Origin of the sequence: Salegentibacter holothuriorum (assembly GCF_900168045.1) — a bacterium.
GTDB lineage: Bacteria > Bacteroidota > Bacteroidia > Flavobacteriales > Flavobacteriaceae > Salegentibacter > Salegentibacter holothuriorum.
Map to the genome: position 1 here is coordinate 842,897 of NZ_FUYY01000001.1, position 13,708 is coordinate 856,604.

General features: G+C 34.4%; 8 protein-coding genes and 1 pseudogene. 1 reads left to right on the forward strand and 8 read right to left on the reverse strand.

Annotation, left to right across the window (positions count from 1 at the left end):
• Nucleotides 1-500: 500 nt before the first annotated feature.
• A pseudogene (locus B5X51_RS03675) lies at nucleotides 501-935 on the forward strand (IS1595 family transposase); the annotation flags it as partial.
• A gap of 2 nt (nucleotides 936-937) precedes the next feature.
• On the opposite strand, the gene B5X51_RS03680 reads toward B5X51_RS03675, so the two are convergent.
• The 8 genes from B5X51_RS03680 to B5X51_RS03715 form a co-directional block, all read right to left on the reverse strand.
• On the reverse strand, nucleotides 938-2,257 hold the full coding sequence (locus B5X51_RS03680) for a hypothetical protein (RefSeq protein ID WP_079719515.1): 1,320 nt from the start codon (nucleotides 2,255-2,257) through the stop codon (nucleotides 938-940).
• 86 nt (nucleotides 2,258-2,343) lie between these two features.
• The gene (locus B5X51_RS03685) at nucleotides 2,344-5,316 is read right to left on the reverse strand and encodes a KAP family P-loop NTPase fold protein (protein ID WP_176132721.1); all 2,973 of its coding nucleotides are present in this window, start codon (nucleotides 5,314-5,316) and stop codon (nucleotides 2,344-2,346) included.
• A 35-nt stretch (nucleotides 5,317-5,351) separates the two neighbouring features.
• Nucleotides 5,352-5,987 carry a GIY-YIG nuclease family protein gene (locus B5X51_RS03690; RefSeq protein ID WP_139374827.1) on the reverse strand — a complete coding sequence of 212 codons (636 nt, stop codon included), beginning with the start codon at nucleotides 5,985-5,987 and terminating at the stop codon, nucleotides 5,352-5,354.
• A 3-nt stretch (nucleotides 5,988-5,990) separates the two neighbouring features.
• The gene (locus B5X51_RS03695) at nucleotides 5,991-7,382 is read right to left on the reverse strand and encodes a restriction endonuclease subunit S (protein WP_079719518.1); all 1,392 of its coding nucleotides are present in this window, start codon (nucleotides 7,380-7,382) and stop codon (nucleotides 5,991-5,993) included.
• Nucleotides 7,382-8,842, reverse strand: a complete 1,461-nt coding sequence (locus B5X51_RS03700; protein ID WP_079719519.1) for a class I SAM-dependent DNA methyltransferase — start codon at nucleotides 8,840-8,842, stop codon at nucleotides 7,382-7,384. The genes B5X51_RS03695 and B5X51_RS03700 overlap by 1 nt, the downstream gene beginning before the upstream one ends.
• Nucleotides 8,843-8,860: 18 nt before the next feature.
• The gene (hsdR, locus tag B5X51_RS03705; protein WP_079719520.1) at nucleotides 8,861-12,082 is read right to left on the reverse strand and encodes a type I restriction-modification system endonuclease; all 3,222 of its coding nucleotides are present in this window, start codon (nucleotides 12,080-12,082) and stop codon (nucleotides 8,861-8,863) included.
• Between the two features lie 4 nt (nucleotides 12,083-12,086).
• Entirely contained in the window at nucleotides 12,087-12,704 is a 618-nt protein-coding gene (locus B5X51_RS03710; RefSeq protein ID WP_079719521.1) for a hypothetical protein, read from the reverse strand.
• Nucleotides 12,705-12,857: 153 nt separating this feature from the next.
• Nucleotides 12,858-13,706 (reverse strand): DUF7281 domain-containing protein, encoded by an 849-nt coding sequence (locus B5X51_RS03715; RefSeq protein ID WP_079719522.1) that lies wholly within the window; start codon nucleotides 13,704-13,706, stop codon nucleotides 12,858-12,860.
• Nucleotides 13,707-13,708 lie beyond the last annotated feature (2 nt).

Consider the following 13,708-nt stretch of genomic DNA (forward strand, 5'->3'; position numbering starts at 1 on the left):
CCTTAAATCCACATTATAATGTGGAATCCGACATTGTAAATATTATTGAATTCAAAATTACATTAAAATCCACACTTTAATGTGGAAATTAAAGTATTTATGGCATTAATCCCCGAAGATACATTGAGATCCACATCATAATGTGATTACGGACGTCGTTTTCTCCAAATACGGAAATCATTGTTCCAGTATTATTTCACTCTCCCCGCATTTTGAGGTACAATCTAGGCGAAAACCCATCCCAACATGTTAGAAAAAGTCAAAAAATGTTAGCAAATGTTTAGTCTTTTTTAATTTAACTGATTATTATGCAATTTAGATTTTGCGTGAACTAGTAAATTAAAGGTATTTCTATAGGGAATTAGCCGATGAGTTCATTAAAGGTCTTATTCGTTACTCTTCTGGAATTTTAATTTTTATAGAAAATCAATTGCATATCCGTAATTATTCCAATATTAAGGAATTTATCCTATATTAGATAAGTTGTAATAATTCAAGTTATGGATATTTTTTCATTCACAGTACATTTCACAGATGAAGAGAGTTGTCGTTTACATTATAAAGCACAACGCGATAAGGAAGGTGTCACCTGCAATAGATGTGGCGGCACATCACATTATTGGCTCAAAAACAAGTGGGCCTACCAGTGTAAATCCTGTGAGGCACGACAGACCTTGCGTAGCGGAACTATAATGGAAAACTCAAATCTATCTTTTTTGATTTGGTATAAAACTATTTGCCTTATGAGTGCCACCAAGAAGGGCTTTTCCAGCAAGGAGATTCAGCGTCAGCTTGGGCTGAAACGTTACGAACCCGTCTGGTCAATGGTACACAAGATCAGGGAGGCGATGGGCCAGAGAGACCAGCGCTATACCCTTGAAGGTATGATCGAGGCCGATGAAGGCTATTTTTCTGTCGAAGCTTCGGCAGTAGAGTGTTAAATTGTAAGAGAATCTTCATCTAATTTCTTTTTGACCTCCTCTAACCTTTCTAGAAATCTTTCTTCATAACTCCGATCATCCTTAACACTTTTAATTTTTTTTGGAAAGTCTACAGAATTCAAATTCAAATAATCTTCTTTATAAGGGAAAGTCAATGTTTTGAATTTACCCGTTTTATGCCCACATAAGTAATTATTCACGCAATTAGCACATTTCTTCGGGTTTCTGATCGATGGATCAAATACTATTTCCCCTTTTTCCTTAAATGCTTTAATTTGAAGATACAAATGGTTCAATTTCTCTTTTTCTTTCTTGTCCGGCTTTATGATCTTAAAATCACATTTGGTAATCTCTTTTTTTCCGCTGTCCTGAAATTCATATTTCCAATAAATAAGAACACCAAATTCAATTTTGTATTCTTTTATTCCGAAGATATATGATAAGACTTGGTTCATGTGGTTATCATGAAAAAATTGTCTGTTTCTTTGAATTCTGTTCCTTTCTTCTAATGCATCATAATACGGATCATCCCCATAACTCAGAAATTCCTTAGGGATGTGGTGATATTTTTCTTCCACAACAAACACCTTTTGCTCATGCTTATCATATAAAATGTAATCTGGCTGACCTACAAATTTTCCGTTCTTACTTTTAAAAACCTTTTTCTGGTTAATAGAATGACCACTGTATAAAATCTCACAATTATGAATCAAACTTTGAAGGTTTTGATAAGATTCTTCATTCTCCAATTCTGATTCGTAGCTTTTTGACAGTGTGGTCTTAGGCCTTTTTTTTAATAATTTTTGAATAGGACTTTTTTCATGAAGTTCTAGACCAGAGTTACTAGATTCTAATATTTTATATTTGAGTGATCTGGAAATAGAATAATTAGCAGGACAAAAGGTAAAACTGGAAATGTCAGTTGCGGAAACATTTTCATTGAAATTGTCAACCCTTTCATATAATTTTTTTCGTTTTAGATTAATTTCTAATCGTAGGAAATTATCAATTGACAAAGTCAAAGCTTCAAATTCATTCTCATTCTCTTTATAAGGAATGCTAATGAGACCGTTTTCAGGAATGTATTTTTTCTCATTATCGTGACAGATTTCCTTTTTCCTGCAACTGGCTATTCTCTTGTATTTCGGAGCGGATTGCCGCAGATGATATATAAAATTATATGTAAAATTTTTCTCTTCGAAATCTAGTTGTTCAAATTTGAGCGTCTCCAGTAGATAATCTAATACAGCTATTTGTGCTCCAGTAAATTCCATATGTTCTTTTGCTTCTGCAATTAAACGTTTATATGATTCCATACTCGAAATGTAACAAATTTTGTTAACTAGTCATTTGTTCTCGTAATATATTGAATCCTTTCCACTAAGGCTCCTGATACAGGCTTTTAGTTAGGTTGTATTGAATACACTTCAATCACCACTTTTCCATCAATTTTTATTTGGCCTTCGCTACTTTTTAATACGACATTATTTACTGCTATTGGTAGATTTTTCATTTCTAAAATAACACGCATTGTCTGTAAATATCTTGAAGAAATTTTAGTATTGTAGTAATCAGTACCAACTAAAAAATGCCCATCCTTAGATGTAAAAGATAGTAGGTGATTTATTTTGAAATGCTCTTCCATATCCCAAGGATGCTGAAGGAAAAGGTTGAAGATTGCTTCATCATGAATTTTATAAAAGACTTGTTCTACCTCAATTTTTTGATTGAACATAGCTTCGTGATTATTCCTAAGAAGATTTATTTTCTGAACCATAGGAATGAACTTTTTAAATTTAAAAATTACCTCAATCTTGAAATCGACTATGGTATTTAGTTTCAAGAAATTCAAATATTCTTTATCACCGTCGTCCTTTTCATTTAAACCTTTTTGGACAAACGAAACAAAAGCCTCATGGCTTCCAAAAAATAATTTTGCACTTTCTGAAATTTTATAATTGTTAGCACCCAATGTCTCAAGCTCAGTAATCTGAGCGCAAAATATTCTAAGGTTTTCAGTGTTATTAATTAAGCTTTCAATAAAAACTTTATTTGTTATATCATGTGTCTCTTCACCAAATGCACGTATTCCATGATATATTTTATAAAAGGAATAATCGTTAACCTTCCATTTTTCTTTCCTGCGTCTTTCTAGATATTCCCTATATTTTTTTATTACAACTGGGATAATTTCCTCCTTATTTTTATTTATAAGATTGTTTTTCTTAATTTCTCCAAAATAGATAAGGATCTTTAGCTGAGTTTCTAGTTGTAAATAATCATCCTGATCTACTAACCGCCAAATCCATTCTTTAAGATTCTTTTCAGACCGTTCTAAAGATTTATTTTCTTCTAAGTGTATTAAAATAAAAGAACTTAGCTTTCGCATTAATTCTCCATGATCTAGATTATTTGTCTCTAGTTGGAATAAGTAAATCAGAATACTATTTTGGAATTCTTGTGAGTTCTGAGGAACAAAATAGTCGAGAAGGGCTATAAGTTCCTCACGATGATCAACAGAAAGTTTAATTATTTCCTCTTTAAATTTCGATTGATCATCCTGCTGTATAAAATTTTCAAAATCCTTGAATAAAAAGTCGGAATTATTATAATCAAGCTGTATAAATCTTCTGAAATTGGTTGTTATTTTAATAGAATTTGGTGGAGTGTCATCCTCAGAATCAAACAAGCGGGCAAGGGTTTTTATTAGAAGCTCTGAATCTTCGCATTGAATACCTAATTCCGACTCAAGTTTACAATCCTCTTCCAAATTTAGCCTTGAATACAATTGATATTTTTTAGGATTGAAGTATTCTCTTGTCAAGTCCAGTATAAAATTCTCTCTATCATTAGCTTCCACTTCACCCTCCCCTTCCAGACGAAGAGTATATTCTTTACCTTCTAAATGTAGAAACCTTTCCGGGTATCTTCTCAATTGAGTAATAAAATTGGGGAATTTCAGTTTTAATAAAATAAAGTTCAGGAAATCCTTTAAATCCAATTCTTGATTTACAAAATCAAATTCAAAAAGAATTTGATTACAAAATCTTTTCACATCCCGTAGATTTCTGATATGATCATCAAAAAGGACTTTATCAGAATCAATTTTGGAATATATTTGCTCCAGCTTCGGCTGAGAATCAGGAATTAATTTTTTTAAAATTTTTTTGAACTGCACTTTTAGAATAGATGAATCAATTTCAGGTAAATAAATTTCTAACTGGAAAAATTTATCTATAAATCGATTGTCTAATACTGAATCTCCAGAATTTAGTCGCTTTAACACATAACCCTTATCCATTCCAACTATAAAGGTAGTATTGGTAAAATTGGCCGTATTTCGGATTAGTTTCAAAACCTGAAGAATTTCGATTTCGTTTAACCTGTCTAGATCATCGACAAATACAATAATCTTCTTATTTATCTCTTCAAGTGAAGAATTTATCTTTCTAAAGGTAGAATTGGCTGAAGAATCCACATTTACAGATTCTTTTTTAAAAAAATTTCGAATATTTTTGGTTTGGTAAAGATTTAGTAATTTGTTAGAATATTCTAAAATCAAATCTGAAACTTTTCCACTATAGGGCCTTAATGCTTCTTGAAAAGCATGAAAAAACTCCATGGAGATCTCATCTTCTGTATGGTTTAAATAAGGCCTAAAGTGAAGAGTTATACTATCGGTTTTTTTAATTTCATTCTCTAAAAGATTTATAAAACTGGACTTACCATTTCCCCAAGGACCTACAACACCCACAGTAAAGGAATTTATAAAAGATTGGTAAGAAATCTTTTCTTTTAAATTTATTGCCAATTTGGTGTAATTAAGTAGATCAGGTTCAGAATTATTTCCCTGGATAGAAATATCCTCACAAAATGATGCTATATTTTTTTTCTGTTTAGGTGGTATTAATGAAGTATATAAGACAATTCCTATGAAATGTATAACGATTCCAAAGAGCAAATGAAAGTATGTAAGACCCCAGTCAGAGTTTAAGACTGGTGAAAACCTCCAGGCCTTTTCAGTAAAGTGAAAGAATAACAGGACTACTAAGGCCGATAGTAACAGGGAAATTTGAAAACTGGAAAAAACATAATTCTTCCGTAACAGTCTTAAGCCATGTAGATAAATTATTAAAAACAATAGAAGAAACAATCCATCTGTTACTCTATTAGACCAACCAGGTGAAGGGATAACTTTCAGAAATAAAACTTCCAACTTGCCATGGAAAAATGCTAATAATAATCCTAAAAAAATCAACAATAAAACTGTTCTTGTAATTCTTAAAAGCTCTAATTCTTTTTTATTAAAAAAGTTCTCAAATTTAGATGCAGCATTTAGCACGAATTGTTTATTTTCTAAAAATAATTTTTTCAAGAGCATAGGATTAATTATAAAAATAAATTGGATTATTATCTCTCGACATCCACATTAAAAATTGGAAACAGATCAGCAACCATTTTATCTTCTATATAAAATCGATTCACCGCATTATTAACTGCTTCCCTATCCTCCAGTTCCAACCAGGAGATAGCAATGTGTTTCTTGATGTATTTGAGAGAGTGATTTTGAAAAATTCGTTCTAAACCAATTCTTAACTGACTTACCGTGTTAGGCTTTTTTTCAAAAGAAAAAGGCTTATTTGTGCGGTGTTTCCCTTCCCTATCTGTCCAGATATTATCAGTGGTGTAACGTAAATGCCCGGAGATTCTTTGCTTTAAATTGGTAGTTTTTCCAACATACAAACAAATCCGCTCATTGCAGGTAGCAGCTTGCAACCAGGCTTCACAAATCTGCACAGGTATAAGTTCTTTTCGGTTTGATGGCCCCTTTAATTTGTACCGCTGTTCGTTAATTTCCTTTTTCAACACCGTAGTATCACCTACCCACCAAAAGGCGTAAACACCGGCTTTCTTAGCTAGATCCGAAAAATCTTTTTTTCTATTCCCTTCTATAAGTTCTTTTACAAAGATTGGCGAAACTCCCTCCAATTTCTCCACTGATTTTGTAATTACTTTTTTATCAAAAACTGCAGTACCTGTATGCATCAATTATTTTTTATAAGTTTCTTTCTCTTCTGCAACTTTTAGCTGCCTTTCCTGTTCCAAAGTATAGTCTTTACCGAAATCCTTAATTGCCTTTCTTCGGCCAGAAGCTTTTTTAAGTAAACTTTCTGCCTTCAACCCCTCAATCTCCCTCAATAAATCCTTCGCGTCCCCATCACTTTCTAATTGCGGCACTAATTCTCCTTTAAAAGCTTTATGCAAAATAGCCCGTGGTAATTGCTCAATATTGGTTTTTAACACCTCATATTTCTTCTGGATTTTATCCGCTTTGTTAAATAAATTCTCAACACGATTAACGATTTCTTGTTGCTCTTTTAAAGAAGGTAATGGAATATTAATACTACGCAACTGGGTGAGATTTATTCGAGGCCTAGTTATGCCATGAGCCAGTTCAATAATTTGATCTTTTCCCTCATTAGATAACAAAACATAAAGGCAAAAGTGTTTATCTATTTTTTCTTGATCTAAGCGAATACAGAAACAATCAGCTTTATTGATTGCAGGTGTGCTTAATTCTGGAAGTAAGGTCGCGCGAATTTCATCACCAACAAAGGATGCAAAAATGATATCTCCTTTTTTTAAAGTATTCCCCTTTAATTCTTCATACTTCTCCTTTGAAATAAAACTTTGCTTTGTTGTATCAAAAGACAATCGTTTAATATTTTCAAGCCGCACAACTTGAACTCCACTAGGAGTATAATCGGCAGTCTTCAATTTAGAACCAAAGGGACCATCAAAAATTTTCTGAGATAATTCCTTTATTGTAGCCTTATTCCATTTTGAACTTCCTTTCCTCCACTCTTCCGTCAATTTCCCGGTTACAGCCTGGGTTAGAACCTGCTGACGAAAATTTTGTAAAAGCTCAGGGATTTTAGCTAAACTGGCTTTGATTTTATCCAGTTTCGTGAATAAATTATCCAATTTAGCTACAATTCGTTCTTGCTCGGCTAGAGGAGATAGTGGAAAAGGTATGATTTTTAAATTCTTTTGATTTAATTTTAAACGCGTGGTACCCCCAACATAACCATTATAATTAAATTGATTTAAAAAGTATAGTACTATTTTATTAGAAACAATTCCATCCCTGCCCTTTAATACATGTGCGTGATTATTAACCCAAGATTTACCTTTTATTAAATAAGCAACGTTCTTGTTTCGCTCTAAAAATGGAGCTCCGTCCTCCCCCAATAAAACCAATTCCTCATCGAATATATAATCATCAATGTATCCGGCAATTCCTGTTGCTCCATAATAGGGTATATCTCCTAATCTTTTACTTCTCTCTTTCGCGCTAATAGGTTTTCTTCTATTATCATAGATTTCTACAACATTTTCAAGATTAACTTTAGTCCAATTATCCGGTAATTCCTCCTTCATTATTTCAACTCCTTTATCATCGCATTTAACTCGGCAGTAATGCTATTTAATTCAGCTAAAGCTTCTTCAGCGATTTCTATGGGTTCACCTAAATCATCACCATTACTAATACTTTCATCGGCAATTAAGCCTAAATCCAGGCTATCGTTCTTTTTGGCGATTTCTTCCCGGCTTATAGATTTCCAGCGTTCATCCTTAATTTGCTTTCTTTTTTCGTCGCTAATAATACCGTCATAATCTGCTTCCACATTTTTCACAGAAATCCCGCCAGTATAAGCTTTTACAAAATCTTCAAATGCTTTTTCGGTGAAAGGCGTACGTTTCCCATAATTAGGAACATTGGTTCGCATATCATAGAACCATACTCTTTTGGTATTTTCAATTTCGGTGGTGCTTCGGGTAAAAAACAAAACATTGGTTTTTACTCCGGCAGCGTAAAAAATACCAGTAGGTAATCGAAGAATGGTATGCAGGTCGCATTTATCCATCAGGTCCCGGCGAATACGCTGGCCGTCTCCATCTTCAAATAAAACGTTATCAGGTAAGATAACAGCAGCCCGAGCTTTCCCGTCCCGTTTAAGGCTTCGGTAAATATGCTGTAGAAAATTTAGTTGCTTGTTACTGGTAGGAAAGGTGAAATCATCCCGAGAAGGTCTCTCCCCACCTTTCTTAGTACCAAATGGAGGATTAGCGAGCACGCCATCAAAATTCTTTAAACTTTTTCCAAATTCCGTTAAGGTATCAGCATAATAAATTTTGCTTTCCAGTCCATGCAACCTGGCATTCATCAAAGCCAGGCGGTGGGCATCACCTACCAGTTCTACACCGCTAAATGCTTCTTCTTCCTGGAATTTGCGTTCCTTTTCTGAAAGTTTGTAATAATTGTCGTTCTTATCTCTTAAATATTGGTTAGCAGAAATCATAAAACCAAAGGTGCCCGCCGCGGGATCGTTCCAGCGTTCTCCCAATTTTGGCACCAAAAGATCTACCATCACATTAATAAGCGGTCTTGGCGTAAAGTACTGCCCAGCACCACTTTTCTTTTCCCCGGCATTCTTTTCCAACAGGCTCTCGTAAATATCACCCATAGTATCCCGGTCATCTTCCTCATACCAGTCTATCTTATCAATAGCCTGCACAAGTGTATCAAAGTTTACGGGTTTCTTTAAACTAGTAGAAGCATTGGTGTAAATCTCTTTAATACTTTCACTGGTGGAGGAATTACTAATTTCTGCCAGGAATTTACGGTAACGTACAAAAGCTTCATTGTTATCATCTTCATCAACAAAACTGCGCCATCTGTATTCCTCCGGAATATGCTTTTCGAAGTCTTTTACTTCAGATAATTTCAGAAAAAGTATATAAGTTAATTCATTTAGATATTGGTGATAGGTAACTCCATCGTCTCGTAAAACATTACAAAGTCCCCATAATTTTTGTGCTATTTGATCTGCGCTCATTCGTCTTTTCTCTATTTTTTAGGATGCTGAATATAGATTTTCATTTAACATTTTTAGGATGTCATCCAGGTTATTTTCAAAAATTTTATCCAGGCGTTTATAGCCTCCATCCCTCTTAAAGGGATCTTCATTCAGGTCTTCTTTTGTTAAAACAGTTTCTTTGAGCAACTGCGCCTCAAAACGCTCAATCCATTTTAGCTGAATTTTATTCCAGTCTTTTAAACTTCTTATTTTTTCAATGGCATTTTTAATCCGCTGTTCGTGGCTTATTAAATGTGTATCCAGAGCCATAGTTCGAATAAACGAAATAATGTCGGCGGCTATTTCTTCATTCTTAGTAGATTTCCAGGCGGTACTCAAGGTTTTCGCATTATAACCTTCCTGATCAAGCGCCAGCTTTAATTCCTTAAGCGACTTCCTGTCCAAGGCTGAAGGTTTAGTACAGATAATATCCAGTGCTGCAAGTTTATTTCGATTTTGCTGAATAAAGCTTCTAAATCCTTCTATATAATCTTCAGGTTTTTTGGCTCTTCCATAGCCTCTTTCTATTCCAAGCACTTCATCAGGATGTTCTGAAACCAATTGTCTCCTTGGAATAAAAATTTTCTTATCCAGAAAGCTCCAAAGATTTTTATATTCATCGGCCATCCTTTTAGCCTGAGCTCCTTCGGTAGCTTTTAAAACCTTGATTAATTCTTCCGGATCTTTACCGTTGGTTTGGTACATAAATTCTTCAATCCGGTACTCTTCCAGATCCTTCTTTTTTCGTTGAATTTTAGCGATAATCTGCTGTAGTTGCTTTTCAGCACGTTCCGGTTTTTCAATGACCTCCAATTCTTCTACTAATTGCTGAAAGGAGGTAGAAGGATTAGAAACCGTTTTCATCTGTGTATAATCCTCTAAAGCTTCATACACCCTCACTGTATCATAGATTCTAAAAAACTGCTTATCGATTTCAGGGCAAAGCCTGGTGGCTCTTCCCAGCATTTGTTCAAATAGAATCCGGGAGCGAACCCTACGCATAAAAACAATATTGGTTATATGCGGTACATCTACGCCGGTAGTGAGTAAATCTACGGTTATTCCGATATTCGGATATTTCTCATTTTTAAAACGTTTGGTAAGATCCTCAGGATCATAAGTGTTCCCAGTTATCTTCTTTATAGATCCTTCCGGCACATCAACTCCAATCGCTTCGAATTCCTCAAACAGCATTCTAACAATAGTATCGGCATGAGAATCCCTAACGGCAAAAATCAAGGTTTTTTCATCACCTTCAGGATCCAATTCCTGAACCAATTGTTTAATTACCTCACGATTAAAAGATTCGGTGATTACCCCTTTATTAAACTGCTCAATTTCTACTTTTAGCTCATCTTCCAGTTCTGCCAGTTCCTCTATTTCATTGGTCTCAGGATTATAAACTTTTGGTCGTTCTCCTTTTTTCCACAGAATTCCTTCTTCACTTAGCCTTGTTTTGATGATAAAAGGAGGTTCATGATCTACAAGAAATCCATCAATCACTGCCTCACGATAAGAATAACTGTGAACAGGTTTTCCAAATATCTTTTTGGTATGAAGCGCCGGCGTGGCAGTAAGCCCAATGATATGTGCATTAAAATATTCAATTACACGTTTATACTGCCCTACATAATCCTGCTCATTTTTAAAGTAAAAATCATCTTCATCTATTTCCCTATCCAGGTTATATCCCCGGTGGGCTTCATCTATAATGATGCAATCGTAGGTATCTATAGGCAGAGGATCATTTTCATTATAAAAAAGGCGTTTCACCATACTTTGCACGGTAGCAAAATGCAGTCTGGTCGTATCTTCAGGGACATTCTGGTTCAGATCTTCTACCTGGTAAACTTCGGCAAAAGTGTTTATGTTTTCAATTTTATTATCCTTAAAACCTCCGAGAGCCTGGTTAGCCAGTAAACGCCTATCGGTTAGAAATAAAATTAGTTTAAACCTGTTTGATTTAATAAAACGATAAGCCAGCCCCTGAATGGTTCGTGTCTTACCTGTTCCAGTAGCCATTACCAACAAGGCTCTTTTATCATCGGGACTTTTGATGATCTTATTTTCAATAGCTTTGATGGCATCGATCTGATAATATCTTAAACCAAGGCCATTCGGATTTTTTAAATACGCATAATCACTATTTTCCAGTTTCTGATTCGCCTTTTCCACATCCCGATCAAACAATTCCTTTAAACCTTCCGGAGAAAACCAACCACGTAAAGCATCTGAATGATTGCGATGGTTACGAACATCTAGGAACCAAATACCGCTTTTTGTTTTAAGCTGTTCAAGATATGGTCTCCCATTGGTGGAGAAAAGAAACGGTACATAGTGCTCATCCCACTTTCCAAGGAAATTACAGATTCCATTTGGTTGAATGCTTTTCGCATATCTCTTTGACTGATATAAATCGGTAGAAATATCTGAAGCATATTTCTTAGCTTCTACAATTCCGTATAAATCCTCTCCAATAAAAAGGGCATAATCTGCCCATTTAGAGCCACACGGCCATTCAGCGATTGCAATGTTTTTACCTTTTTCAGGTACAGTTTTATTCTTTTTATAATTGAAAGTTTCTGTATCGCATTCCCAACCAGCTTCCCTAAGTTTTTCGTCAATAAGCTCCCGGGTTTCAGCTTCAGTTTTGGTCAGATTGTTTGCTACAACTTTAGATCTCTCCTTTCGTTCTTCTACTACATTCTCTGAAGCATTTAAAGAAGCTATCTTTTCTTCATAATTGACAACCTTTTTTGAAAGTAGTTTTAATTCTTTCTCTAGTTTTTCAACAGATTTTTGTTCTTCATTAGAAGGTAATTTATACTCCTCCGTTTCCAGATAATCATTTTCATAGGTTTCATAGAACCACCTCGCTAATTGATAAGATTTTTTTAAAATGAAAAATGCCTCCCGGTTTGACCTTTCTCCTTGATGACTTGCCTTATTGCCAGATATTCGGATAGTGTGTAGAATATCTTTAACAATCTCAGGAATAATATTGGCATAAAACAGCTGCTTTATTCTTTCCATCTGGTTCCCCTCAAAACCATCCAGACCCTCAAATTTCCAAACAAGTTTCGAAATTTTCTCTGAAAATAACCGTGTTTTGGCTAAAGAAGAACTTGGATCTATATGTATTAGCTTTTCTGAAAGTTCAGCAACTTTAAAAAGTTCAGGATATGAGGATTCGAGAAAAGAAAATTTAGAGTTATTCATAAGTCTATACTCCTTCAAAAAATTGTACTGCGAATTGACAGAAATCTATTATAACCTCCTTATCAAGATCAAACTCCTTTCTACTACCGAAATAATTTTTGGTTTTTGGAGTAATTTCTTTTCCTGCTATTAATTCTTCAACCGTAATACATTTTATATGTTTCTTTGAGACGAGAATTATAAAGGCATTTTGATATGGATAATTCTCTGGTAGGTTTTTAAGCTTAAATTCACCGCTTGCTCTAAATTTTACTTCTATAAAATATACCGCCTTATTGTTTGGGTTTTGGATAACAAAATCAGGCATCCTTCTAATATCATCTGCCACATCAGTTCTCACCCCTTTCAAAAGATCCATAATCCCAGGAATAGTATTCTCCATCCCATACCGGAATACATTATAATTTAAGCTGAGAAAAAGTTCTTGAATTAAGGTTTCCGCTATTCTTCCTTTAATCATGTTATAGCGGTAGTTTCGGTCTTTATCGGAAAGCCCAATTTTAGTCTCTTGGGGTTCTTCTTCTAAAACTGCTACTTCATTGCTATCATCGCTCTTATAGCAACCATAACATAGACCTCCATTAAACTTAGTGTAGGATCCACATTGAATACATTCTGCCATTAAATGGTAGTTTGGGTTAAATAACTAACTGCGGTAGGGCGCAAATGAATTAAAGGTAAATATAGAAAAATCTTAGAGAAATGTTAAGGTCTTTATAAGGGTAAAATCACTTTTCCTAGAGAAGGATCATTTTCAGAATTAGATTGAAGTCTATTATTTAATTAATATTTCCTGATCCAATCCCTTTTTATATTTATGAAGCAAATTGATAAGCTTTAAAAGTGCACCTTCTTCAATCGCTGAAACACTAAAATTAATTTTTTGAGCGTTGTATCTTTCTCGGCTACCAGAGTTTTTCAGGATTTCTTCAAGACCATCAGGAATAAAAAACCGGCTTTTTTCAGGAAAGTGTTTTTTATATTCATTCAAATAAATACCGATTCCAGCCATATCATAATCTCCGAAATGGAGATAGTTATTGGGAATGGATTTCATCCAGGAAATAAAATCTTTACTTTGGTTTTGTGGATAGCGGCTTATAAATAGCGGTCTGATATCTTTAAAAAGATAAGCCTGTTCCTTTAACCTTCTAAAATTCTCAGAATTTTCTACTCCGACTATAGTAACATTAGTCGCAGGAATAAAATTTTCAAAATCATAGATAAAATGAAATATTCCCTCTCGGGGTTCTAAAAGTATTTTCTCAGAATTTAGAATTGCCGGCACTGGATTGAAAGAGTTTACTAAAAACCCTTTAAATGTCCGTACCGATTTTATTTTGGAGTCCCCTGTGATATCTACAAGTGATGCACGTGAAGTTTCACTTTCTTCCAATGCTGCAACGTAGGTTTTGAGTTCTTTAATGGAAAATCTATTGTAGAGGTACAATTCCAGCTTGTTCTGATTGGTTAAACCAAGTGTTTTCCTAATCTTTCCGGTTCGGAATAAAATATTCTCCTGGATAAGATCTTCAATTACAGAATGCTTCGCGGCACTTCCGGGAAGTATAGCACCATTAGATAATTTCAAAAGAGCTTTTGCTATGCGCAGTGGAAGTTTCATTT